At 44.3% G+C, this 26,158-nt stretch carries 21 protein-coding genes; 4 read left to right on the top strand and 17 right to left on the bottom strand.

Annotated elements, in window-relative coordinates; genetic code table 11:
* Positions 1-130: 130 nt before the first annotated feature.
* From ACFQZI_RS20485 to ACFQZI_RS20470, 4 genes are read right to left on the bottom strand one after another with little or no spacing between them, the layout of a single operon-like run.
* Positions 131-709 (bottom strand): DUF4199 domain-containing protein, encoded by a 579-nt coding sequence (locus ACFQZI_RS20485; RefSeq protein ID WP_377145845.1) that lies wholly within the window; start codon positions 707-709, stop codon positions 131-133.
* A 37-nt stretch (positions 710-746) separates the two neighbouring features.
* A complete protein-coding gene (locus ACFQZI_RS20480; RefSeq protein WP_377145844.1) occupies positions 747-1,415 on the bottom strand; it encodes a hypothetical protein in 669 nt (222 codons plus the stop codon).
* Between the two features lie 11 nt (positions 1,416-1,426).
* On the bottom strand, positions 1,427-2,680 hold the full coding sequence (locus ACFQZI_RS20475) for a dihydroorotase (RefSeq protein WP_377145842.1): 1,254 nt from the start codon (positions 2,678-2,680) through the stop codon (positions 1,427-1,429).
* A 20-nt stretch (positions 2,681-2,700) separates the two neighbouring features.
* Complete coding sequence (locus ACFQZI_RS20470; protein ID WP_377145840.1) at positions 2,701-4,758, bottom strand: BatA domain-containing protein; 2,058 nt, start codon at positions 4,756-4,758, stop codon at positions 2,701-2,703.
* 276 nt (positions 4,759-5,034) lie between these two features.
* On the opposite strand from ACFQZI_RS20470, the gene ACFQZI_RS20465 reads away from it, so the two are divergent.
* Both ACFQZI_RS20465 and ACFQZI_RS20460 read left to right on the top strand, forming a co-directional pair.
* Positions 5,035-6,591 (top strand): M20/M25/M40 family metallo-hydrolase, encoded by a 1,557-nt coding sequence (locus tag ACFQZI_RS20465; RefSeq protein WP_377145838.1) that lies wholly within the window; start codon positions 5,035-5,037, stop codon positions 6,589-6,591.
* Between the two features lie 87 nt (positions 6,592-6,678).
* The gene (locus tag ACFQZI_RS20460) at positions 6,679-7,419 is read left to right on the top strand and encodes a DUF72 domain-containing protein (protein ID WP_377145836.1); all 741 of its coding nucleotides are present in this window, start codon (positions 6,679-6,681) and stop codon (positions 7,417-7,419) included.
* Here ACFQZI_RS20460 and ACFQZI_RS20455 read toward each other — a convergent pair.
* The 11 genes from ACFQZI_RS20455 to ACFQZI_RS20405 all read right to left on the bottom strand — a co-directional run bounded on the left by ACFQZI_RS20455 (position 7,400) and on the right by ACFQZI_RS20405 (position 20,446).
* Positions 7,400-7,687: a hypothetical protein gene (locus ACFQZI_RS20455; protein ID WP_377145834.1), complete on the bottom strand. Its 288-nt coding sequence runs from the start codon at positions 7,685-7,687 to the stop codon at positions 7,400-7,402. The genes ACFQZI_RS20460 and ACFQZI_RS20455 overlap by 20 nt on opposite strands.
* A gap of 68 nt (positions 7,688-7,755) precedes the next feature.
* Positions 7,756-8,466 carry a hypothetical protein gene (locus ACFQZI_RS20450; RefSeq protein ID WP_377145832.1) on the bottom strand — a complete coding sequence of 237 codons (711 nt, stop codon included), beginning with the start codon at positions 8,464-8,466 and terminating at the stop codon, positions 7,756-7,758.
* 39 nt (positions 8,467-8,505) lie between these two features.
* Entirely contained in the window at positions 8,506-10,845 is a 2,340-nt protein-coding gene (locus ACFQZI_RS20445) for a family 20 glycosylhydrolase (RefSeq protein ID WP_377145830.1), read from the bottom strand.
* Between the two features lie 155 nt (positions 10,846-11,000).
* Positions 11,001-11,957, bottom strand: coding sequence for a thioredoxin-disulfide reductase (gene trxB / locus ACFQZI_RS20440; RefSeq protein WP_377145828.1), 957 nt, complete (start codon positions 11,955-11,957; stop codon positions 11,001-11,003).
* Positions 11,958-12,043: 86 nt separating this feature from the next.
* Complete coding sequence (locus tag ACFQZI_RS20435) at positions 12,044-13,219, bottom strand: dipeptidase (protein WP_377145826.1); 1,176 nt, start codon at positions 13,217-13,219, stop codon at positions 12,044-12,046.
* Positions 13,220-13,357: 138 nt separating this feature from the next.
* Complete coding sequence (locus tag ACFQZI_RS20430) at positions 13,358-14,986, bottom strand: acyl-CoA carboxylase subunit beta (protein ID WP_377145824.1); 1,629 nt, start codon at positions 14,984-14,986, stop codon at positions 13,358-13,360.
* A 114-nt stretch (positions 14,987-15,100) separates the two neighbouring features.
* Entirely contained in the window at positions 15,101-15,685 is a 585-nt protein-coding gene (locus ACFQZI_RS20425) for an LOG family protein (protein WP_377145822.1), read from the bottom strand.
* Between the two features lie 78 nt (positions 15,686-15,763).
* Positions 15,764-17,233: an IMP dehydrogenase gene (gene guaB, locus ACFQZI_RS20420; RefSeq protein ID WP_377145820.1), complete on the bottom strand. Its 1,470-nt coding sequence runs from the start codon at positions 17,231-17,233 to the stop codon at positions 15,764-15,766.
* A gap of 145 nt (positions 17,234-17,378) precedes the next feature.
* Positions 17,379-18,662, bottom strand: a complete 1,284-nt coding sequence (locus ACFQZI_RS20415) for a M16 family metallopeptidase (protein ID WP_377145818.1) — start codon at positions 18,660-18,662, stop codon at positions 17,379-17,381.
* 57 nt (positions 18,663-18,719) lie between these two features.
* A complete protein-coding gene (locus ACFQZI_RS20410) occupies positions 18,720-19,997 on the bottom strand; it encodes a M16 family metallopeptidase (RefSeq protein ID WP_377145816.1) in 1,278 nt (425 codons plus the stop codon).
* A gap of 143 nt (positions 19,998-20,140) precedes the next feature.
* Positions 20,141-20,446 carry a DUF3175 domain-containing protein gene (locus ACFQZI_RS20405; RefSeq protein WP_377145814.1) on the bottom strand — a complete coding sequence of 102 codons (306 nt, stop codon included), beginning with the start codon at positions 20,444-20,446 and terminating at the stop codon, positions 20,141-20,143.
* Positions 20,447-20,508: 62 nt separating this feature from the next.
* Here ACFQZI_RS20405 and ACFQZI_RS20400 point away from each other — a divergent pair, with 62 nt between their 5' ends.
* The gene (locus ACFQZI_RS20400) at positions 20,509-21,117 is read left to right on the top strand and encodes a hypothetical protein (RefSeq protein ID WP_377145812.1); all 609 of its coding nucleotides are present in this window, start codon (positions 20,509-20,511) and stop codon (positions 21,115-21,117) included.
* 22 nt (positions 21,118-21,139) lie between these two features.
* Here the strand turns inward: ACFQZI_RS20400 and ACFQZI_RS20395 are convergent, their stop codons facing one another.
* Complete coding sequence (locus ACFQZI_RS20395) at positions 21,140-21,484, bottom strand: phosphoribosylpyrophosphate synthetase (protein ID WP_377145811.1); 345 nt, start codon at positions 21,482-21,484, stop codon at positions 21,140-21,142.
* A gap of 181 nt (positions 21,485-21,665) precedes the next feature.
* The gene (gene clpB / locus ACFQZI_RS20390) at positions 21,666-24,263 is read right to left on the bottom strand and encodes an ATP-dependent chaperone ClpB (protein WP_377145809.1); all 2,598 of its coding nucleotides are present in this window, start codon (positions 24,261-24,263) and stop codon (positions 21,666-21,668) included.
* Between the two features lie 170 nt (positions 24,264-24,433).
* Between clpB and ACFQZI_RS20385 the strand changes: the two genes are divergently transcribed.
* Positions 24,434-25,762, top strand: a complete 1,329-nt coding sequence (locus tag ACFQZI_RS20385) for an ATP-binding protein (protein ID WP_377145808.1) — start codon at positions 24,434-24,436, stop codon at positions 25,760-25,762.
* Positions 25,763-26,158: the final 396 nt, after the last annotated feature.

Raw genomic sequence — 26,158 nt, 5'->3', positions numbered from 1 at the left:
AATCGCCCGTTAGTGAACGTTACATCTTAAAGACATTTCAAAGGGACGGCTTCGGCGACGAGAGTAAGAATATCAGCCAACAAAAAAGCCCGGCTGTTTTGCAACCGGGCTTTCAATATCAAGGGATTAATTATACAGCTGGGTCAACATAATCATCTCCAGCTTTTGTACCTGCTGCAGCATTCCTCTCTTCAATGTCACGCAGTGTTGGCTCCTTTTTTAGAATGGCAGCGCCAATTAAGGCTACTATACAACCAAATACCAAAGTACTGATGGCGGTTGCAATAGCTCCAAAAATAGCACCATATTTACTCCCCATTTCTATACCTTTGTCAATTTGATCTTGCGACATACCTTTTTCGGCCATAACTGCTTGCTGTTGCTCCATCGCTTTGGTAAGCACTTCGGGGCTCAATATACCCAGGTACACATAAATAAAAATAGCGAGCAGCAATCCTCCAAAAAGTGAATATCTAAAACCAGGATTAAACGCTTGCCCAAATGTTATAAAGCCACCTAATTGATCTTTATACTCTTTTTGGGCTAAAACACAAAAAGCAATAAAAGGGATATAACCAATGTATTTTGCAGCTGAGTTTTGATCGATATTAAGAAATTGAAATGCGTAAGTGATTACAATTGATACCAACACATAAAATAGTGCCCATTTGGTGGCAATGGATGTAGGGTTTGGAGCTTTAGTTTCCATAATTAACTGGATAAAGGTTTAATATTATTAGTTTAATTTATTTAAAGCTATACAAAATTTCTACAACTGCCATATCAAATGGTTTATTTACAGCATTATCTGCAATAGTAGCTTTATCTTCATCGATTGCTTCCGGGTTTTGGAAAAAGCAGATCATCGGGTAAAACAGCTCTTTAACTTCCGAATCTTCGGCGATGGAATTAGCTACCTTGGCCACTTCGCTTACCGGGCTTTCAATAAGTATCTGGTGGGCTATAACCGGCTCGTAAATACGGTACTCGTCCTGAAACTCGTCCTCGTCTACCAACAAAAACTCTTTCAGGTAATCTTCCAGTTCAGGTTCAATGCCTTCATCTTCACACTCGTTCAGGTATAACAGCAGGTTTAAAAGTTCGGTACCACGGTCGAGCGTTTGTTCTTCAATATCTTCCCACTCAGGGGTTTCCAGGTAATCGTCTTCCAGTTTTTTAACATCCTCGCTAAAAAAGTTGATCATTAAAAGATCAAAGAAAACCTCGCGAAGTTCCTCTAATTGCGGTTCGTCGTCAAATACAGCGTCAAGCTGGTCAACTTTGGTTAAAAAATCATCGTCTGATGAAAACACCGCCTCAAATTTCGCGGAAAGGGCGGCGGCATCAAAGCCACCATATTGTGTAAAAGCCTCTAAAGCGCCTGTAATTGCTGAGCTTACTTTTGGGTCGGTCATGGTTTGTTATTTTAGTTTTTAGAGATTTGGTTGTTATTACAGGATAACAATACTTTACCTTTTAAGTTCGTGCTTAAAAACGGCGAATTGTAACTTTTTGAACGGTTTACTGCACGGTTGTATTCCCATTCACCATCAGTTGCAAATACAACCAGGTTCGCTACAGCTCCCTCGGTAAGGGTTGGTACATCAATGTTTAATATTTTACGTGGATTAACGGATAATTTTTGCACTATCTGTTCTGCAGTTAATCCTGCCTGTAAAGCCAGCGAGAATGCCGTTTGCAGTCCAATGATGCCGTATTCGGCAACCTCAAACTCCACATCTTTAAACTCTATTTCGTGCGGGGTGTGCTGGCTTACAATGGCGTCAATTGTGCCGTCTTTTAAGCCGGCTATAAGCGCGTCAACATCCTTTTGGGTGCGTAGTGGTGGCTTTACTTTATAAAGGCTGTCGAAGCCCATTAAGGCTTCATCGGTAAGCACAAGATTATGCGCTGCTACATCACAGGTGACCTTAACACCCTTGCGTTTTGCTTCGCGGATGAGTTCTACAGCATGCTCTGTAGATATGGTGGTAAAATGAATTTCGGAATTAGTGTCCTCCGCCAGGTAAAGGTCGCGGGCTATCATCAGTTCTTCAGCAAGCGCAGGGATGCCTTTCATGCCCAGCATGGTGCTTACTACTCCTTCATTCACCTTTGCCTTCCCGGCTATTGAAGTGTCTTCGGGATAAGAGATAACCTTGGCTCCAAAGTTTTGTACATAAAGCAGGGCGCGTTCCATCAGGCCGGCGTCCTGCACGGGGCGGTTACCATCTGTAAAGGCTTTTGCGCCGCTTTTATACATATCAAACATCTCGGCCATATCCTTGCCATCGCGTTTGTGCGAGATCGCTCCCAGCGGATATATATCCACCAGGTTACCTTTCGCACGGTTAAGCAGGTACTCTACCTCGGCTTTTGAATGTACAGGCGGCTGTGTGTTTGGCATTAGAGCTATACCTGTAAAACCGCCTGCTGCTGCTGCTGCTGTACCTGTTTGCAGGTCTTCTTTTACCTCTAAACCAAGCTCGCCTACGTTACAGTTCAGGTCAAGGAAACCGGGAGATACGTAATAGCCCTTTGCATCAACAGATTTTACATCACTATCTATTGATTTAGCAATCTGGGTAATGATTCCTTTTTCGATCAAAATATCGGCAACCTTGTTATGAAAGGGCGAAGCGGGGTCTACAACAGTGGCGGATTTGATTAGCAAATTCATTTGCGCTGTTTTATGATGGGTTAGTTGATATCAGGCGCCGGCGTTATAGTTGTTTTACCGGTTTTATAGTACCGTATAAATAATGTTTCGGCAGCCAGAAATATCAGCGCCAAAATTATACAAAGTTTCCATAATTGAAGGCCCGAATTTGCAGCTCCTGTAAGCAAATCTGCATTTAACTTATTCGCGTTTAGCAAAGCGGCGTTCTCAGCGAATAGTTTTTCCAATTCCTCGGGTGTTAAATAACTCAGGTCGCTTTCGCTGCGGTTATCGTTAAAGGCCAAAACAGCCGCGGTGCTGTCCTGTTTCTTCAGGCCATAAATCCCCGTTTCGGTCAATTGGTCGGGCAGATATAGCATGGTACTCCCCTCCTGTTGTTTTACTTCGGGAATAATGGTTTGCTTATCTTTAACAAGCTTTACCAATTGCTTTTCAGTTGATTGCAGCGGCACGGTTTCAATAGACTCATTATTACCCGCTGTGTAAAAGAGCGGCTGGTCGTGCCCGCTTAATAAAGCTATCCTGAACATCACCGGAACAAACAGCGCGTGCACGGGCAGGTTGCTGTAACTTTCATCTAACGCTAAGGCTGCAACATACAGCTTACCCCTGCCCAATGCAGAGCCCTGCCACATGGTAGAGCCGTCTTTTAACTTCATCAGGAATTCGCCCGGGCGTGTGCCATTATCCAGCGCATAATATTTATATACAACAGGCAGGTCGGGATTTTGTGGTGAGGATTCAAAAATGCTTTTAAAGATCTGGCTTTGCAGATTTATACTTGTTACCCTGGTAGGTATTTCTACAAGGTCGGTTGGGTAAGCCGCACCAATTGGCTGCAAAAAAGCTTTATAACTATTAAGATCTGCACCTACGGATGGGAATACCATCAGCGTGCCGCCCTTGTTTACATAGGTTTTTAATTGCTGTGCTAACCCGGCCGATACCGTTTCAACATCGCTTAACACAATTATAGGATAAGCACTTAAACCGGCGTAATCTACATTGCCATCGGGCACCTGCTTTGGGGCAAAAAATGCGTCAGCTGCAAAAACTGCGCTTAAGTATTTATTTGGCGCACCTCCGTTTATGAGCAATACAGGCAACTGCTTGTCTATGTTAAAAGTAAAGTAAAATGTATTATCGAAGGTAACGGGGTTATCCTGCAATTGGATCTCGCCGCGCTGCCAACCGGCTTGTAATCCCGAAAAAGACAGCGTATCTGTTTGCGCCGATCGCTCTTTAATCGTAAAACTGCCTATGGCTTTTTGCACACCGTTTATGATGAGTTTCAGCGGGATTTTTTCAGCTGCTTTATCCGCGTAGTTACGCAGCCTAACTACCAGCTTCTCGCTTTCGCCCGGGCGGTGTGTGGCATTCAGCATCCAAACCGAATCGACCGCCACGTTGGGCAGCGGATTGGCTTTTAACTGCACCAGGTTAACCGGGAAACCGGTATCCGCAACAGGGGACTTGCCCTCAATGTTTTTTTGAAAATCCGACAAGAAATATACCGCCTTTGAAGCACCAGCTTGCATATCAAGCAAGCTTTTTTGCCTTGCCAATACCTGGTTAAGCTGCCTGCTTTGTGGGCTTATCTTTAAGGCATCTACAGCGTCGTTAAACTCGCTGCGGGTAAGCAGGCGCTGGTGTTTACCTTCAAAATCCTGGGTGAGTAACTGGAAACGGTCGTTAATGTTATAAGCGGCCGCTATTTGCTTTGCTTTTTGTTTGGCCTCGTCAAGCAGGCTCCCTTCCCGGCTAAGGGTTTGCATGGAGTATGAGTTATCTACAAAAACACTCACAACCTGTTGCTTACCCGTGTTTGCTTCGTCTTTACCCGGAATATAGGGCCGGGCGAATGCCAGCACTAAAAACAACAGCGCCAATAATCTTGAAGCCAGTATTAAACGCTCTTTTAAATTACGGCGGCTGGCCTGCTGCTCCTGCACCTCTTTTAAGAACTGCACATTGCTAAATAATACCTTTTTGTACCGCCTGAAATTAAACAGATGAATAACTACCGGGATGGCCAGCGTTAGCAATGCAAATAAAAAACCAGGATATAAAAAGTGCATTACACAAATGTGCAAATTATTGGGCAGAAGCGGGTAGGGATAATTATAAAATGGATGTGGACATTCATCTCGTCGTAATTTTACTCACCCCGACACCGCTGCGCTGGTCGCCCCTCTCTTCTGCGCAAAAAGGGTGAAAAAATCCGTTCCCTCTTTCCGCTTACGGAGAGAGGGTGGTCGAGCGAAGCGATGATCGGGTGAGTTAATTATGCGGCAGGCAAATTTGCGCCCTAAAATATTATCCCGTAATTTAGGCTACAACTTTAAACATTAACAATGAAACACTTAACACTAAAATTAACCTTAGCTGCGGGCTTGCTCGGCAGTGTTCCGGCATTCGCGCAATCGCCGGATACCGCTGTTTTTGGCCGCATCCGCCATGCCGAGATGAACAGCTCGCAAATACCTAAGATAGCGCATTACTTAACTGATGTATCCGGCCCGAGGCTCACCGGTTCGCCGGGTTATAAACGCGCCGCCAACTGGGCGGCAGAAACCATGACCAAGTGGGGATTGGCAAACGCCAAACTTGAACCCTGGGGCGATTTTGGAAAACAATGGGAGCTGCAGGATTTTAGCATCATCATGAAAACCCCATATGTGCAGCCCGTAATGGCCTATCCTACCCCATGGAGCGCAAGTACTAATGGCGTGCAGCAGGGAGAGGTAACCATAATTACACCCGCACAGGCAATGGATACCACCTATATTGCGCAGCACCTTGGTGATTTTAAAAACAAATTCATCCTGATAGCCGGGAGCAGCGGCCAGAGTAAAGACAATAATTTTAAACCTTTGGCCAATCGCTTAACAGACGAAGAACTGGCAAACATGAAGGACATGTATATGGTTACTGCCGACCAAATGAACCAGGCAAAAGGTTATTATAAGATAATTAACCGTGTAGATGTACTGCTGAAAAGCTCAGGGGCATTGGCGCTTATAAGCGGATCGGCCAGAAATAATAACGGAACCGTGTTTGTGCAGGGATACTCGGAGTTTAAACTTAACGCACCGGCCGCCATTCCGGGAGTAAGCATGGCGTATGAGGACGGGCAGAAAATTAAACGCCTTGTACAAAGTGGCCAAAAGGTAGAGCTTGCCCTAAATATAAAGGCTAAAACATACACCGATGATATTAAAGGTTATAACGTTGTTGGCGAGATCCCGGGAACCGATCCTAAATTAAAATCACAGCTTGTAATGCTTGGCGGGCACCTCGATTCGTGGCAATCTGCCACGGGCGCTACTGATAACGCGGCAGGTTGTATTGTAATGATGGAGGCGATGAGACTTATAGATTCTTTAGGCCTTAAACCGAAACGCACTATCCGTATTGCTTTGTGGGATGGCGAAGAGCAGGGCATTTATGGCTCGTACAATTACGTCAAAAATCATTTTATGGGCACTGATTATAAGTTAAAGCCTGAGCAATCGAAGGTTTCGGCCTACTATAATCTCGACAATGGCACGGGTAAGATCCGCGGGATATTTACCCAAAGTAACAAAGCGGTGATGCCAATTTTCCAGAAATGGCTTGAGCCATTTGCCGACCTTGGCGCTAAAACGGTAAGCGATAAAAACACCGGCTCCACAGATCATTTATCGTTCGACTGGGCTGGCATCCCCGGCTTTCAGTTCATACAAGACCCTATAGACTACGAAACCAAGACCCACCACAGCAACCAGGATAATTACGACCACCTGCAGATAGACGACCTAAAACAGGCTGCTATCATTATTGCGTCATTTGTGTACCAAACAAGTATCGAAAAAGATATGATGCCACGTAAACCGCTTGTTAAAAAGCCTTATGTTTTTGATGGCTTATAAAACATCATACTTACACATCTAAAGGCTTTAACGTTAGTTAAGGCCTTTTTTATGCAAACAATTAGCTGTTGCGATTATTATTATTTTATGGATTGGCACATTGGATGTTCGGGCTTTCATTACAAACATTGGCGGGGTACTTTTTATCCAGAAAAGCTTGCCATGACCAAATGGTTCGATTTTTACTGCAAGCATTTTAGCACGCTCGAACTTAACGTTACTTTTTATCGTTTCCCGCAGCTGTCTTTCCTGCAAACATGGTATGATAAAAGCCCGGCTAATTTTAGGTTCGCGGTAAAGGCACCGAGGGCTATTACGCATTTTAAAAAGTTTAATGATACAACTGAACTATTAAACAGCTTTTATAGCACCATTATCGATGGTTTGCGCGATAAGCTTGGCCCGGTGCTTTTTCAAATGCCCCCCAGTTACAATTATACAGAAGAAAAATTGGGGAAGATATTAAAAGCCCTGAACCCAGCCTTTAACAATGTGCTGGAACCACGGCATGTAAGCTGGTGGCAGGATGATATTATTAAAACGCTGGAAAATCATAACATCACCTTTTGCGGTATGAGCCACCCTTCCCTGCCGTATGAGGTTATTCAAAACACCCCGGTGGTTTACTATCGCTTCCATGGCATGGAGCAACTTTATCAATCACTTTATTCAAAAGAATATCTGCAGGGGGTTATTGACAAAGTAAAAGCAAATAAAAAGATTAAAGAGGCCTGGTTTTACTTCAACAATGACATTGGGACACATGCCATTTTCAATGCCAAAGACATGATGGCAATGGCTGGCCTACCTATTCCTCAATCTTATTGATCAAAATAGCCAACCCCGCCTTCATCTTCAATATAAGGGCTTGTAAATCCTCTTGCGACATATTCTGTTGAAGTTCCTCCTCGTTAATGTCGTTCATCCTGTCGAGGATTGGGCCTATGCCGAGGTCATGCTCCTCGTTCAGATTATCACCGTCCAGCTCCATTACTACAAATAATGAGGACAGGCGCTGGTAATATGTTTCCTGCGTAAGTTTGTCCAAAGTATGGTATTCAACTTTCAGGCGGTGTAAAAACTCTTCTAATATCATACTGACTTAAAATAAAACAGGTGATTTAGTAATTAATCTAAACCACCTGTTACTAAACGTTTTTGTTATTATCTGCGCCTGCGGCGTTTATGTTTTGTTTCGGTTTGCCTGCGCTTTTTGCTCTTGCTCACCGTTTGCTTTCTCTCGGGCTCGGCTTGTTTAACAACAGGTTCCGGTTTGGTATCGGTAGAATCTTTGCTTAGCTGCGTAACTGTAAAGTTATTTCTGCTGAGGCCATATTCTAATTGGCGTTTGGCGCCTGTTGGTTTAGCTGTAGAGTCGTTTCCATCATATATCGGGAACTCGCGGATCAGCTTGCCATCTTTAATATAAAAATTATCGTTACCACGGTAACCCTTCTTTTGCGAACGGGTTAATTTTGGAAAATCGAGCTTATCGGCATTATTGTTATTAAACTCAAAGGCGTAAATCTTGGCGTAGTTAACCGTATCTTTGCCCTTCGATTGGATCAGTATTTCCGGGTTACCGTCGGTGTCCATATCAGCGTTATAAACATCGGTTATAGTGCCATCCAGGTCCCCGGTGGTAGTGGTATATTTCATCCCTGCCGAATCGGAATGCAGTATGGCAAACGAACCTACCTGGCTCGATCCCCTGCCCCAGCTAACCACATCATACGTTTGCCCCGGCGATACCTCTATAGCTTTATGGAACCTAAAGGGCGCCATAACAGCGGGCTTTGCCACAGCGTTGGTTGCTGTAGCGGGCTTTTTTTCCTCGTTGCCACATGACGCGATCATTAGGGAAACCGCCGCCATGAATAAACAATTCCTAAAATTCATGCGTGAATATAGCAATTAATTAAACATCATGTCCGGCGATACCTCTCCTTTAGGTTTGCCAGGGATGGTCATGTAAACCCTTAGTCCACTTCCGGACGAGTTTGCGTCTACATATTTAATGGTAATTTTATGATATCCTTTCTGCAAAGGAATAGCGCCTTGCTGCTCAACCGGGCCGGTGCGCCCGTCGTTGTCTACAATTGGCACATCATCTATCAATAAAACCGAGCCATTTGATGATGCTGTAGAGAAACTATAATTACCATCAACATCGGCCTTAAAGTAACCATTAAATACCACGCCATATTTGTTGAACGCTTTTTTGAAAGCGCTTAACGCGGTGCTAAAACTTTTTGCTATGCCGGTATCAATAACCGCGGCAGGGTTAATTTGAGTAGTATTTACATAAGTGCCTGCCGATGCCTGGTATTTTAAGCCGGGCGTATTGCCGGTGTACTGAACGGCCGGTAACGGCGCTTTATTAATTACCTTTGCTGCGGTAATAACACTGCGTTTGCCGGATGGCGTTACCACAATAGTTTTCAGATCGCGGTACTCGTTCAATGGCACAGGGTAGGTCATTGGAGCAGTGTAGAGCAATTCTGTTTCGCGTGGGGTGTAACCATCAATAGTGTAATATATTTTGGCACCCTTTACCGGCGATTTAAGATTAACCGTCATGGTAGATGCAATCATCACCGTATCTGTATTGCCAATAGCCGGGGGTACACGGTAATTATATCCGTTTTTATCTAACCAGGCCAAATGTTCGGGCAAACGGGTTTCTGAAAAATCTTTGTAATTTTTGTTGGCCATTGGTGTCCATGCCACTTCAGATAGCGCCATCAGCCTTGGCATGATCATGTATTCAACCTTATTTTCGGTGGTGATGTACTCAGTCCAAAGGTTTGCCTGTACGCCTTTAATATACTTTTGCTGATCGGGTGTTAAAGCCGCCGGGGTTGGGTTATAAGCATAAGTTTTTTGGATAGGCGCGCTGCCACCAATGCCAACAGGTTCCTGGTTTATTTTGCCCTGGGCATGGTCAAAATACAGTGCCTGGCTGCTTGGGGTCATAATCACATCATGGTGTTGTTTTGCCGCTTCAATACCACCCTCTTCACCCCTCCAGCTCATTACAGTGGCGTTTGGCGCCAAACCGCCTTCCAATATCTCGTCCCAACCTATAATGCTGCGGCCTTTGCTGTTCACAAATTTTTCCATACGTTGAATGAAGTAGCTTTGCAAACCGTGCTCATCTTTAAGCTTTAAACGTTTAATAAGGTCCTGGCAAAATTTAGTTTTTTTCCATACCTCCTTCGGCGCTTCATCACCGCCAATGTGGATGTATTTGCTCGGGAACAGGTCTATTACCTCTGTCAAAACATCCTGCAAAAAGCCGAATGTTTTTTCTGACGGGCAAAAGATATTGTTGAATACGCCCCATTTTTCGGCAACTGTATAAGTTTGGCTTGGGTCGCAGCTTAGTTCAGGGTATGCAGTTAAGGCAGCTAAGGCATGGCCGGGCATTTCAATCTCAGGCACAATGGTAATATACCTGTCGGCAGCGTATTTAATTACATCGCGAATCTGGTCCTGAGTGTAAAAGCCTGAAACCGGCACGCCATCATATTGCAGCGGAGTGCGGTCTTTAAAGTTACCTATAACGCTTTGCGCGCGGCGGCTGCCTACGGTAGTAAGCCTTGGGTATTTTTTGATCTCAATGCGCCATCCCTGGTCATCAGTTAAATGCCAGTGGAACGTATTAAGTTTATAGGCGGCCATCAGGTCTATATACCGCTTCACAAATTCTACCGAATAAAAATGGCGACAAACATCAAGCATTAGCCCCCTGTAACCAAAACGGGGATAATCCTCAATAGTAACGGCTGGTAGTTTCGCGGTGGCCGACCTCTCTAACGGCATAAGCTGCATTAACGTTTGGATGCCATAAAATAAACCGGCACCCTTACCTGCAACAGTAACTTGTTGTGGTGTGATGGTTAAACGGTAACCTTCGGCAGGCAGGCCTTCGGTATTGGTTGATGTTAAATATATAGACGTTGTACTAACACGGGCGTTACGCAAACCCACCTGTTTATTATAGGCCATATTATCGGCCAAAAATTTAGAGAAAAATTGTACGGCCTTATTGCTTGGGCTATCAGCCTGGATAACGGTTTCCTGGCTCAATATAAATTCGCCGGGTGTTTTCTTAACAGATACCGGGGCGGGGATGATACCTGCATAAGGGTTCATATCCAGTGGTTTGGTTATATCGGCGTTTTGGGCATTAACTGAAACAGCCGATGCCAATAAAAGAGCAAGCATTGCTGCAGATATACTTTTCTTCATAAGGTAAACTAAACAGGTAAATAATGAGCCCGTAATTTAGCATTAATTAAAAATAATATGCTACAATCACTTAAAAATTACACAAATAGAAACAAAGAAGCCATATTCTTATCAGGAATATGGCTTCTTAAAATATTTTAGTAAGGCCTTTGAACTTACGCCGTTACAACATGTTCTTTTGCAGCAAGGTAACGCTCGGCATCTATAGCAGCCATACAACCTGTACCGGCGGCGGTAACTGCCTGGCGGTAAATATGGTCTTGCGCGTCGCCACAGCAAAATACACCTTCTACATTGGTTTCTGTTGAGCCGGGGCGGGTAATGATGTACCCGGTCTCGTCCATATTGATGGTTCCGCGGAAGATATCGGTGTTTGGTTTGTGGCCTATGGCTACAAAGAAACCGGTAACATCCAGTGTACGATCTTCATTAGTAACGTTATTGCAAACTTTAACCGCGTTAACGCTTTGGCCGTCACCAAGTATCTCAATGGTTTCGGTATTATAAAGCACTTCTATGTTTGGGGTGTTCAGCACACGGTGAACCATGGCTTTTGAGGCACGGAACTCGTCGCGGCGAACGATCATATAAACTTTACGGGCTAACTTAGCCAGGTAGGTTGCTTCTTCGGCAGCGGTATCGCCGGCACCAACAATAGCAACATCCTGCCCTTTAAAAAAGAAGCCATCGCATACGGCACAGGCAGATACGCCAAAACCGCTGTATTTTTGCTCACTCTCTAAGCCCAACCATTTTGCAGACGCGCCGGTAGAAATAATAACGGTATCGGCCAATATGGTTTTGCTTTCGTCAACCGTAACCTTGTGCGGTAAAGAGCTAAAGTCAACCGAACTTACGTAACCAAAACGGATATCGGTACCCAGGCGCTCGGCTTGCTTACGAAAATCTTCCATCATTTCCGGCCCCATAATACCATTCGGGTAGCCCGGGAAGTTCTCCACATCAGTAGTTTGGGTAAGCTGCCCACCGGCAAGCATGCCTGTGTACATTACAGGGTGAAGGTCGGCACGCGAAGCATAAATCGCCGCGGTATATCCCGCCGGGCCCGAACCTATAATAAGGCATTTTACGTGTTCAATATCTTGTGACATTTGTTTCTTTTAATGTGATGCGAATTTAAGATTTATACATGAGTGTGCCAATAGGTAATAGTCAACATACTGCCATACCTTCATGACTATTTACCAACATTAGCCCTTAACACGCGTATAAAATTACCGCCTAAGATCTTATCAATATCCTTTTCGCTGTAGTGTAACTTGACCAATTCGGCGGTTATTTTGGGGTAATCTAAAACACTGTCTAACCCCTGTGGGTACGATTCGGCACCATCAAAATCAGAGCCTATACCTACGTGGTCGGCACCTATCAGCTTCACCATGTAATCGATATGCTTAACAAGCATGCTTAAAGGCGGCCTAAACTGGTCAGATTCTTCTTTGTTAATAACATTCAGGCGAATGCTGGCCAAGTCGTAATCATTATAAATTTTGATAAGCGAATCTAATTCAGATTTATGCTTAAGCAGGTACGCTTCATGCTTATCGTTATACGTGCTGTCGATAAAACCACTATAAAAATTAAGGAAAACAACCCCGCCGTTTTTAGCAATAGCTTTTAGCTGATAATCTTTTAAGTTACGGCGGTGCGGGTTAAGGGCATAAACGCAGCTGTGCGAAGCGATGACGGGCTTGGTAGTAAGTGCCATAACATCGTTAAAAGTTTGCTCACCTGGGTGCGAAAGATCTATCATTACGCCTAATTTGTTTAAGCGTTGCACAACCTGTTTACCAAAATCGGTTAAGCCTTTATGCGGCAGCGAATCGCTGTGTAATGTTTCATCGCGGGCGGATGTTGACCATGAGGTGCTGTTATTCCAGGTGAGCGTTAAATAGGCCATTCCCCGCCTGTACAAGCTGTCGATATAATCGAGCCTGTCTTCTATCATGTGGCCCCCTTCCACCCCTATCATAGCGGCAAGCTTATTTTGCTTTACTGCTTTTTGCAGATCGGCAGCGGTACGCACTAATTTAATTTTTTGAGGGTAGCGTTTAATAAGCGCGTCTAGAGAATCTATTTCGCGATTAGCATACTTATAAGCTGTGCCGTTACCGTATTGATCTCCGCACCAAACGGAAAACACCTGTACATCCAGCCCAGCTTTTTTAGCTCTTGGCAGGTCGAAATTACCGGTAATTTGCAGCTTACCCAGATCAACCTTGGTAATAAGCTGATTAGATAAAGCATCGTTATGTGTATCTACCAGTATTGCCCGCTGATGAATTTGTTTAACGGTTTGGGCGGATGCTGTGAGGGCAGAAAAAAGGACAAGTGGCAGAAAGAGTTTTTTCATTTTGGAAGATAGAAAAAACTTTTAAAAAACCATGTCATTGCGAGCGATAGCGCGGCAATCTCGTAGCTGTGCCTCTCCAATAAGTATGCAACGAGATTGCCGCGTCGCTATCGCTCCTCGCAATGACACATTGGATACCTACGTTTGTATTATCCCTACATTAAAAGCCTTTTCTATGGGCGCGTGGTTAGCGGCTTCGATGCCGATGGAGATCACTTTGCGGGTTTCCAGCGGGTCGATGATACCATCTACCCAAAGCCTCGCGGCGGCATAGTATGGCGTGGTTTGGGCGTTGTAACGGTCGGTGGTTTGTTTCAGGAATTCGGCTTCTTTTATGTCATCTACCTCTTCGCCTTTTGCTTTAAGCCCTGCCGCCTGCATTTGCACCAATACTTTTGCTGCCTGCGCGCCACCCATCACCGCGATCTTTGCTGATGGCCATGCGTAGATCAACCGCGGATCGTAAGCCTTGCCACACATGGCGTAATTACCTGCGCCGTAAGAGTTACCTATCACAATGGTAAACTTTGGCACTACCGAGTTGGCTACAGCGTTCACCATTTTCGCGCCGTCTTTTATAATGCCGCCGTGCTCGCTCCTGCTGCCAACCATAAAACCGGTAACATCCTGCAGGAAAACCAGCGGGATCTTTTTCTGATTACAATTCATGATAAACCGGGTTGCCTTATCGGCCGAATCGGAATAGATTACCCCGCCAAACTGCATCTCCCCTTTTTTAGATTTGATAACCTTGCGCTGGTTAGCCACAATGCCAACTGCCCAGCCATCTATTCGGGCAAGGCCACAAATTATCGACTGCCCGTAGCCGGCCTTATACTCCTCAAATTCCGAATCATCTACCAGCCGCTTGATGATCTCGTACATATCGTATGCCTTCTCGCGGTTATCAGGCAGGATGCCGTAAATATCTTTTTCGTTTAATTTTGGTGCTGATGGTTTGATTCGGTCAAAACCTGCCTTGTTATAATCGCCCACCTTATTCATGATGTTGCGGATAGAATCAAGGCAGGCCTTATCATTTGGGTGCTTATAGTCTGTTACGCCCGAAATTTCGCTTTGCGTGGTAGCGCCCCCAAGGGTTTCATTATCAACATCCTCGCCAATGGCCGATTTTACGAGGTATGATCCCGCCAGGAAAACAGAGCCTGTACCCTCTACAATCATGGCCTCGTCGCTCATGATGGGTAAATACGCCCCGCCTGCTACACATGAGCCCATGATAGCAGCTATCTGGATGATACCCATGCTGCTCATCTGCGCATTGTTTCTAAAGATGCGTCCAAAGTGTTCTTTATCAGGAAAGATCTCATCCTGCAAAGGCAGGTACACTCCTGCCGAATCTACCAAATAGATAATAGGCAGGCGGTTTTCCATGGCTATTTCCTGGGCACGCAGGTTTTTCTTGGCCGTTATGGGGAACCATGCACCGGCCTTAACCGTAGCATCATTAGCTACAATTACACATTGCCTGCCGCATACATAACCAATGCCGCACACCACACCGCCGCTCGGGCAGCCGCCATGCTCGGCATACATGCCATCGGCTGTAAAAGCGCCTATTTCCAGCCAGGGCTTGTCATCATCTATAAGGTAGGCAACGCGTTCGCGGGCAAGCATTTTGCCTTTTTCTTTTTGTTTTGCAGCGGCCTTTTCGCCTCCGCCCAGGTATATCTTTTTGAGCCTTGTGTTAAATTCGTAAACAAGCTGTTTGTTAACATCCTCATTTTTATTGAATTCCAGATCCATATGTGGTTTATAATAGGTTATGTAATTTTAGGGAAATAAATTAGAAATAACCTACGTTAGCGCAATTTATTATGCATGCATAATAAATTGCGCTAACACCATAAGGCCTTTTAGCTATGTTAAATTTTTGTCTCTAAACCAAACCTCATCGGGCTTAATGTCGAGGTTTTCCATCAGGTCGATAAGCTCAATGGGATCGGTTGAGGTAATAACCAGTTTACGGTTAGCAGGTTTAAGATAGCGCTGCTCAACCATTACATCCATCTGCGCTAAAAGATTATCGTAAAAGCCGCCGATGTTCAGGATACCTACCGGGTGGTTGTGCAAACCTAACTGCAGCCAGGTAAGCACTTCAAAAAACTCTTCGAGCGTACCAAAACCACCCGGAAGCATGATGATGCCGTCGCAAAGATCATTCATCAGTTGCTTACGCTGGTGCATGTTCTCTACCACATGTAGCTTTGTAATGCCGGTATGGCCAACCTCTTTATCCATTAAAAACTGCGGGATAACGCCTATAACTTCGCCTCCCCTCGCCATTACCGCGTCGGCCAGTAAACCCATTATGCCTACCTTGCCTCCGCCGTAAATAAGTTTAATGTTCTTGTTTACCATTACATCGGCCAGTAGTTCAATGGCTTGTTTTAATACAGGGTCGCCGTTAAAGTTGGCACCACAGAATACGCAGATGGATTTCATATTTATTGAATTATTGATTTAGTGATTTAAACAATAAGAAAAATCACTAATTCAATCATTCGCTCAATCACTAATTAATTAACGTGTATAGTTAGGTGCTTCTTTTGTTATCGTGATATCGTGCGGATGGCTTTCGCGCATACCGGCTGCGGTGATGCGTACAAATTTGGCCTTTTGCAAGTCCTCTATTGTTGCGGCACCGCAGTAGTGCATACCGGCACGTAAACCGCCAATGTATTGGTAAACCACCTCGGCCATGTTACCTTTAAATGGCACGCGGCCAACAATACCCTCAGGCACCAGTTTGGTTACCACGTCAGTCTCGTCCTGGAAGTAACGGTCTTTAGAACCTTTAGCCATAGCCTCGATAGAACCCATGCCGCGGTACGATTTAAATTTACGGCCTTCGTAAATAATGGTTTCGCCCGGCGATTCCTCTACGCCTGCAAACAACGAGCCTGCCATAATAGAGCTTGCACCTGCCGCAATGGCCTTAACCATATCACCGGTTTGTTTAATTCCACCATCCGCAATAACCGGGATGCCTGTTCCTTCAAGCGCTTTGGCACATTCGTAAACAGCGTAAAGTTGAGGGACGCCCACACCTGCTATGATACGTGTGGTACAAATTGAACCCGGCCCGATTCCCACTTTAACCGCATCGGCACCTGCTTCGGCAAGGGCTTTGGCTGCATCACCGGTGGCTATGTTACCGGCAATAACCTGCAGATCTGGGTAAAGTTGTTTAACGGCTTTCACCATATCTATAACCCCTTTAGAGTGGCCGTGGGCTGTATCAACTGTAATAACATCCACACCGGCTTTTACCAGGGCGGTAACACGGTCTATATTATCGGCAGCAACACCAACGGCGGCTCCAACACGCAGGCGACCAAATTCGTCTTTACAAGCGTTGGGGAAGTTTTTTACCTTCTGTATGTCTTTATAAGTGATCAATCCTACCAGTTTACCATCCTTATTTACAACGGGTAGTTTCTCAATCTTGTTATCCTGTAATATAGCGGCTGCATCCTGCAGGGTTGTACCTTCAGGGGCAACAATCAGGTTTGTTTTTGTCATAATGTCGCTAACCGCTACTGTAAGGTCTTTCTGGAAACGCAGGTCGCGGTTGGTGATGATACCTTTCAGTTTGCCATCGGCATCTACAACCGGAATGCCGCCAATGCTGTTTTCGCGCATGATGTTCACGGCGTCGGATAATACAGCATCTTCTGATAAAGTAACCGGCTCCTGGATCATACCGCTTTCAGAGCGTTTTACTTTACGCACCTCATCGGCCTGTTGCTGAATGGTCATGTTTTTGTGCAGCATACCAATACCACCTGCCTGGGCAATGGCAATAGCCAGGCCTGCTTCGGTTACGGTATCCATAGCGGCCGAAATGATAGGAACGTTTAAACGGATCTTTTTTGTTAAAAAAGTGCTCGTGTTAACTTCGCGTGGTAGTACTTCTGAATAAGCGGGGAGTAATAATACATCGTCGTAAGTTAATCCTTCGGCGACAAATTTGGATGGGTCTAACTGCATAGCAAATAATTATTTGGAGTTATTATTTGCCGGGCAAAGCTAATAAAATTTATTGAATTTGAATATTTGAAAATGAGAATGATTTGAAAATGACTTTTGGATGTATCATTTTCAAATCTTCAAATTATCCCATTATCAAATCACGTTAATATTTTCCTACAATCACCTTATAAAAGTTTTCAAAGTCGAAATACTTATTGGCAAGCGTTTTTAGTTCTTGGGCGGTGATATTTTTTACAGTTTGCGTGTAGCGGTCGTAATAGTCATAATCGAGGCCGGCAAAATAGAGGTTTTTAAATTTATCGGCATGTGAGAGTACATTTTCCAGGCTGCCTAAAAGCGAGCCGAGCATAAAGTTGCGCACGAGGGAAAGCTCTTCTTCAGGGATCAGGTCGGTCTTTAAAAGATTCACTTCCTTCTCTATCTCAGAAACCGCGGCTTTACAAACGTCGGCGCCTACTTCTGATGCTATGAAGAACGAACCTGTTTGTTTGAACGATGACATGCCTGAGCCAATACCATAAGTATAGCCCTTATCCTCGCGGATGTTTGCCATTAGCCTCGAGCCAAAATATCCGCCTAACACGGTATTCAAAACCTGCAATGCAGGGAAATCCGGATGGGTGCGGTTCACAAACGGCGTACCTATACGAATGGCCGATTGCAGGGCGTCTGCCTTTTCTTTGTAAATAAAACGCTGTGCCGATGGCTGCAACTCAGGCTGTGCAGTATCGGCCGGAACGGTTACTTCGCCCCACGCGCCTTCAAAGGTTTTGGTAACAGCTTCCAGTATCTGCGGGTCGGCCTTGCCGGCTATAATAATATTGCAATTGGCAGGCTGATACATCTCATGAAACTGCGCTACCAGATCCTCCCTTTTTAGCGACTGAAAGTCCTCAGGTTGTGCGGCCAGGCCATAAATAGTTTCTCCGTAAAGGGCCTTATTAAATTCGCGGCGGGCAACAAAATCATTCTTTTGCAGGCTTACCTGTAATTTTTGCTGCTGGTTACGTACAAACGTTTGTAATTCCTTCTCCGGGAAGATAGAATCCGTTAGGATGTCCTTAATTACCGGCAACGTAGAGTTTAGATGCTTGGTAAGCGTATAAAGCGTTACCTGCGAATGGTCATAACTAAAATCAACCTGCAAAAATGCGCCGTAAAAATCTATCTTATCGGCTATCTGCGCGGCGGTTAGGGTGCTTGTTCCTTCGGTAAGCATGGTGTTAACCGCCACATTTAACAAAGGTTTGGCAGGATTAAAACGCAGGTTATTGAAGATCCATTCTATCCTAACCAGGTCAAGGTCGCCGGAGTTGAAGGTGAAGATCTTAGCGCCATTATCAAGCTCTGTAGCTTTGGGGCGTATTAGGGTTATATTTTCTACCCCATTAAACTGAGGGGGTGTTTTTCTATCAAGTTGCATCATTAAGCGATTGGGGCATAGGGTCATTCATTTTCAGAATGATTCCATTAAAAAATCTTTTTAGTTCTCTAATGCTGTCAGTTCTGATTCCGGCACATCCGATTTTTCTGCCAGGTAGACCAGCGTCGATGAGTTTTCTTTGCGGAAGATGTGATTAGCATAAGCTTTTATCTGTTCTGCGGTCACCGCTAAAAACTTTTCACGCTCGTGGTTAAAATTATCGGCATCACCCATCAGTTCATAAAAAGCAAGGTTCATGGCTTTATCTAAAAGCGACATTTCAGAGAACACCATCGTGCTTTCCGTTTTATTCTTCACTTTGGTCAATTCATCGGCCGGCACTTCTTCGTTTTTTAAACGTTCAACTTCGGCCCAAAGCGCAGCTTCCGCCTGTTCAATACTCACGTGTTCAAGCGGTTTACCTTCCAGTACAAACATACCCTTGTCAAGGCTGCCGGTTATGTAGGCATGTACCTCGCTAAATAATTGTTTATCTTTTATAAGGCTGCGATGCAAGCGGGACGAATTACCCCTCGACAGGATATCAGACATGAGCTCGACAGCATAATAACTTTCGTGGGTACGCCCCTCCATCTGGAAGGCAATGTACACATCGTTGAGCGGTACTTTTCCGGTTACCGTTTCGCGGCGCTCTTCGTGCTGTGGCTGCTCCTGCGGCAGGCTACGTACATACTTTTCGCCGGCGGGGATTGGGCCAAACCATTTTTCGGCCATGGCTTTTATCTCATCGGTTTTCACATTGCCACCTACTACCATTATGGCATTCTGCGGGTTGTAGTGCTTTTTAAAAAAAGCTTTTACATCCTCTATTTTAGCATCCTCAATATGTTTAATGGTTTTGCCTATGGTTGCCCATTGGTACGGGTGGCTTTTATAAACCATTGGCCTCAGCTTTAACCAAACATCGCCATAAGGCTGGTTAAGGTAACGCTGCTTAAATTCTTCTATCACCACATTGCGCTGCACCTCAAGGCTTTTCTCGCTAAAGGCAAGGCTTAGCATGCGGTCGCTCTCCAGCCAAAAAGCGGTCTCCAAATTGGCCGATGGCAGGGTGATGTAGTAATTGGTAATATCGTTGCTGGTAAAAGCGTTATTTTCGCCCCCTACCCTTTGTAACGGGCCATCATAATTGGGGATGTTTACAGAGCCACCGAACATCAGGTGCTCAAATAAATGCGCGAAGCCGGTTTGTTCGGGGTTTTCGTCGCGTGCGCCAACATCATATAGGATGTTTAAAACCGCCATTGGGGTAGTACTATCTTCGTGAACAATAACCCGCAGGCCATTGTCAAGTGTAAATCGATTGAATTTAATCATGTAATAACGATTAATTAATGGTAAGCAAATGTATAATTTTTACTATGCCATGGTGTACAATTGGTGTAAAGTTTTCAAATTTATGTAAACACACAATAGCAAAGTGGCCTATTAGTACGACAGACAACACTCTATGTGCCTGTTTATTTTAATGGACGCCCATAAAGTTTGCGCAGTTTATTCTTGGCGCGCTCTAACGGTTTCTTTTGCGTTTTAGTGAGATTTTTACCTGCACGGTTAATATAAAAATTAAGCATAGACATAGCGCTCTGGAAAGGTGAGCCTTTACGCCTGTGACTTTCGTCTGCCGAATGCTTTAACGATTCCGCTATCTTTTCGGAGTTTTTAGATTTAAATACTTCCTGCTTCAGGTCAAGCGCGTCGCTTGTTTCAGTAACCTTTGCCGACCACTTTTTAGAGTTCCGCTTAACCTTATGTTTTACTGCCATAACAAACCTGATTTGTAATAAAAGCAGGCATGGCAACATAAAGTTTTATAATTTTACAATACATGCCCGTTACCGATAACCTTATTAAAGAACTAAATGCCGACCGCACTAAAGGCTTTATTGAAAGGTTGGCTAAAAAGCTGCGCGATGAAAATTACAACATCAATGAGGTTTTAGACCTTACATTCCATAACGATAAGAAAATAGGTTTCCGTGCGGCCTGGCTACTGGATACCCTGATGACAGGCAACCCGGAATTATATATCAATAATCTGGAGTATTTTATAAAACGAATTCCCGGAGTTAAAAATGAAAGTTGTAAAAGACATTATGCCCGCATCTTGTTTCATTTGACCATGCCAAATGCACCCCTGGCCGTCCGCAACAGCCTTGCAGCAATTGATATGGAATATGTAGTGGAAAAATGTTTCGACTGGATAATAGATCCAAAAGTAAAGGTGGCTGTAAAGGTGTTTGCAGCAGATGTGCTGTTTAATCTGCACAACCGGTACGATTGGATAAAAGACGAACTGACTAACCAGGTGCAATTTATGATGCGCGATGGCGGCCCGGCCATACAATCAAGGGGAAAGAAATTACTTGCAGCGATAGAAGTAAAAATTAAAAAGTCAAAATTCAAAAATCAGACCTGTCGCCAATCGCGGTTTTGAATTTTGACTTTAAACTTTTGAATTACTCCGTCGGTCTGTCTCCGCCGCGTAAGTTATCGCTTACTTGGTGGTGGTGTAGTTTGGCAGCAATAGCCGATGAACTATCATCCGCATAGGTACCGTAAGCGTTTATCAGAATACCCTTCAGGTTATATTTTGGTGAGCTGATACCGTAAACTATCGACATATCCGACGGGTTACTTTGCCCCTCGAAACGGTAAAATTCGTCTATTTCAAAGTCATCGGCAGTCATGTGTATATCCTGCGATTTATCGTCTATGGTATCGCCTTCAAGGCTTAAGTTTGCGGTGTATCCTCTTTTTGTAAGGTCGTTAGTGGCATCCACTAAAGTTTCAAAATTTTTCATGGTAGTAGCGTTTTATTTGCTGTGATTTAGTTTACAACCTGAATAACCATAAAGGCTAAACGTTGTTTTAATTCCATTAGGAATTGAATGATTTTAGTTTAATTTGACATAGATCTACAAAACGACAAAAGGGCTGCCCTAAGGTAGCCCTTTTGTATGAATGCATCACTTAATCAACAAATCACTCACCCGCATTCATAAACACAAAGTTGTTATCAAACATATCCAGCTTTATCTTGCTATCACGATCCACCTTCCCGGCCAGGATCTGTTTGGATAACTCGTTCAGTATTTTCTTTTGAATAACCCTTTTCAGCGGACGGGCACCAAATTGAGGGTCGTAACCCAGTTGGGCCAGCCAGTCTAAAGCTTCTTCTGTAGCATCAATGGTAACGCCCATTTCTGCCAAAGTTTGTTGCACCTGCTTAAACTGTAGTTTTACAATATCTGTGATCTCGTCCCTGCTTAGTGGGGTAAACATGATGATCTCGTCTATCCTGTTCAAAAACTCGGGACGGATGGTTTGCCTTAACAGGTTAAACAATTCGTTTTTGGTTTTGGCGATAACTTCCTCCCGGTTATTATCTTCCAACTCCTGAAAGTTTTCCTGAATAATGTTTGACCCGATGTTAGACGTCATGATAATAATGGTGTTCTTAAAGTTCACCACCCGGCCTTTATTATCAGTTAAATGGCCATCATCAAGCACCTGCAACAGAATGTTAAATACATCCGGATGCGCTTTTTCAATCTCATCCAGCAATACCACACTATAAGGTTTGCGGCGTACGGCTTCGGTTAACTGGCCGCCTTCGTCGTAACCTACATAGCCCGGAGGCGCGCCTATCAACCTCGAAACCGAGTGCCGTTCCTGGTACTCGCTCATATCTATACGTACCAATGAATTCTCATCATTGAACAGGTATTCGGCAAGGGCTTTGGCAAGCTCGGTTTTACCGACGCCTGTAGTACCCAAAAATATGAACGAACCAATCGGCTTACGTTTGTCCTGCAAGCCCGCGCGACTACGGCGGATAGCGTCGCTGATGGCTTCTATAGCTTCCTCCTGCCCTGCCACACGTTTGTGTAGCTCAGCTTCGAGGTTAAGCAATTTCTCGCGCTCGCTCTGTATCATTTTACTTACCGGGATGCCGGTCCAGCGGCTTACAACTCCGGCAATGTCATCGGCAGTAACCTCCTCTTTCAGCATACGGTTATCATCCTGATTTTCGGCAAGTGCGGCTTTTAGTTTGTCAACTTCCTGTTGTGCCTGTACAATGGTTCCGTAGCGCAATTCAGCCACCTTACCATAATCTCCTGCACGTTCGGCCTGCTCGGCTTCCAGCTTGTAGTTTTCAATCTGCTCAACCTTCTGGTTAATGCCGTCAACAATATCTTTTTCGCCCTGCCATTTGGCACGTAACGAATCGCGATCTGCAGACAGGTTGGCAATTTCTTCGCTCAACTCTTTTACCTTGTGGTCATCCTTTTCTCGTTTAATAGCTTCGCGCTCAATTTCAAGCTGCATTATGCGGCGCTCCAACTCGTCTACAGCCTCCGGCACCGAGTCCATTTCCAAACGTAGTTTAGAAGCTGCTTCATCCATCAGGTCAATAGCTTTATCTGGCAAGAACCTGTCGGAGATATAGCGTTGCGACATTTCTACAGCGGCAATGATAGCCTCATCTTTAATGCGCACTTTGTGGTGGGCTTCGTAACGCTCCTTCAACCCACGCAAAATAGAAATAGCATCGGCAGTATCAGGTTCATCAACCATTACCTTTTGGAAACGGCGTTCCAACGCTTTATCTTTTTCTACATACTTCTGGTACTCGTTAAGCGTGGTTGCACCTATCGAGCGCAGTTCGCCACGGGCAAGGGCCGGTTTAAGGATGTTAGCGGCATCCATAGCGCCCTCTCCGCCGCCTGCACCTACAAGGGTGTGGATCTCATCAATAAACAATACTATCTCGCCATCGCTCTGGATAACTTCTTTGATGACGGCTTTTAAGCGTTCTTCAAACTCGCCTTTGTATTTGGCGCCGGCTATTAAGGCACCCATATCCAGCGAATAAACCGTTTTGGTTTTTAAGCTTTCGGGCACATCGCCTTTAATGATACGGAAAGCGATACCTTCTGCAATAGCGGTTTTACCTACACCGGGCTCACCAACCAGTATCGGGTTGTTTTTAGTACGGCGGCTTAATATCTGTATCACACGGCGAATCTCTTCGTCGCGGCCAATAACCGGGTCAAGTTTTCCGCTTTCGGCATAATCGTTTAAGTTACGGGCATATTTATTCAGAGCATTATAAGTTGCCTCGGCGTTTTGGTCGGTAACTTTATTATCGCCGCGCAAACTTGTGATAGCCTTTTTTAGGTCCTTTTCATTTACGCCTGCATCCTTTAAAGCACCGGCGGTTTTATCGCTGCCGCTTAAAATACCTAATAATATATGTTCTACAGATACAAACTCGTCCTTAAATTCTTTAAGGTAACCATTTGCTTTTTGCAGGGCAGAATTTACGGCCGACGACAAATACACATCACTCCCGCTCACTTTTGGGTACGACGCTATCTGGCTGTCGAGCGTTTCGTTAAGGCGGTTTAGGTTAACGTTTAGTTTTTTTAACAGGTAGGTTATAACGTTCTCGTCAACCAATAACAGGCCTTTTAATAAATGCGCAGGCTCTATAGCTTGTTGCTGGTTGCCTGTAGCAATTTCGGAAGCCTTTTGTACGGCTTCCTGGGCTTTTATGGTAAAGTTGTTAAAATTCATGGTAATTAAGTTTACTCGTAAGCTTACTCAAAACAATTGCCACTTCTATTTATATGAATTAATGGCATCTGATGTTATTTTGAACGGACATTTTGGCAATGCGGTTTATAAAAATACACACCATTTGTCGCATTTTTTTTATTTTTGGTGAACCCCTAAATCACTAACATTTGGAAACGCACTTTTTTACCAAATTAGCTCCTAAGTATAGCGGTGCCTACCGTACATATTATACTTATCAGAATTTGCAGAGCGTGCGTACCGCCAGCTTTATTTTCTTAACGCTGGCTATCATTATTAGGATACTATACCACGTTTTCCCCGAGAGTTTAACCAAGGCGCAGAATTTCCCCGAGTTTAACCTGATCAACTGGGTATTTATTGTTGTAACGCCTTTCTTTTATCTTTTAAGCCATTTGCTGATACTTAACATGCGCCGTACCAAACATGCAACCACAGGCATGGCACTGTTTGTTTTTATCTTCGCGCTGTATATCATTTGCTGTGGTATGTACTCCAGCTTTATCTCCACAAGTGACCCCAGTAACGCGTTGACCTTGTACCTTATAGCGCTGAGTATCGTAAGTGTGCTGTTTGTGTTTGAGTATTACGAAACCATCGTGCTGCTTTTAGGAATAGAAATGCTTTTCACCATGATGCTTTTTCACGCGCAGGTGAGTGCTACCGAAATGACCTATAACCAAATGATCTCGGCCATTTTGCTCGCGGGTTTTTATTTAACCTCCAGATATTTTTTTAGCTACAAAGCCAGCTATTACGGGCAGATAGTTGAGATTCGCCAGAAGAACGAAGAGATAAGCAAGGCCAACCAGTTTAAAAACCAGGTTTTAGGCACCGTAGCGCACGATCTGCGCAACCCCATTGCCGCCGTAGAATCATTAGCCATGATGATGGAACTGGAGGATATTGATGAGGACACACAGGATAGCCTTACCATGATGCGACAGTCGTGCGTAAAGGCCCGCACCATTATTGACGACCTGCTGGATGCCGCCCGTAACGAGAACCTAAACTCGTTTGAAACTACCCGGGTTGAAATGAACAAGTGCCTGCAAAACATTGTAAACACCTGGAAAATACAGAATATTAGCAGCAACGTAGTATTTACCAGCGATGTTAAAGATATTTACGCGCAGATAAGCCTTGAAAAGTTCCCGAGGGTGATAGATAACCTCATCAGTAACGCGCTCAAGTTCTCTAAAGAGAACTATGCCGTAGAACTTGCTTTGAGCCGCTTAAAGAACAACATTGTTATTAAGGTTAAAGACCACGGCCTGGGTATACCTAAGGATATGCTGCCTAACCTCTTTGAGCGTTTTAGCGGTGCAGGCCGTACCGGGCTAAAAGGCGAACAATCTACAGGGATAGGCCTAAGTATTGTAAAAGACATTGTTGAAAGCCACAGCGGGCAAATAACCGTTGAAAGTGTTGAGGGCAAAGGAAGCACATTTACAATTTTGTTGCCAATGGTAGAGTAATTGCTTAATCAGGATTTACAGGATTAGAACCCCAGAACAACTAATTCAAATCCCGGTGTATTACCGGGTGTCCCACTATTTATGACACTACGCGAGACGGATTGGTAAATTACTGTTAATCAATACTTTATAAATAACTGATTGTTAATTATAATTAAAGTTAAACTTTTTGTAAACCACAATAACTAACTTACTATTAAACTCTTATAAAAAAAATAGGGAGTGTCCCACTTGCAAAAAAACGGGACGGAATGGGACACCCCTTTTATTGACCCGTCCTGAAAAAAGTTTACACTATTGGTTGTTAATACTGGGGTTGATTTACACTTTAAAGTTAAGTACTAAAATAGGTTTACACAAATTAGCTTTCCATGCCTGCCTCCATTTCTATTTTAG

Origin of the sequence: Mucilaginibacter lutimaris (genome assembly GCF_042676625.1) — a bacterium.
Taxonomy (GTDB): domain Bacteria; phylum Bacteroidota; class Bacteroidia; order Sphingobacteriales; family Sphingobacteriaceae; genus Mucilaginibacter; species Mucilaginibacter lutimaris.
Note: the sequence above shows the minus strand (reverse complement) of the source record. Positions and strands in the feature narration are given on the sequence as shown.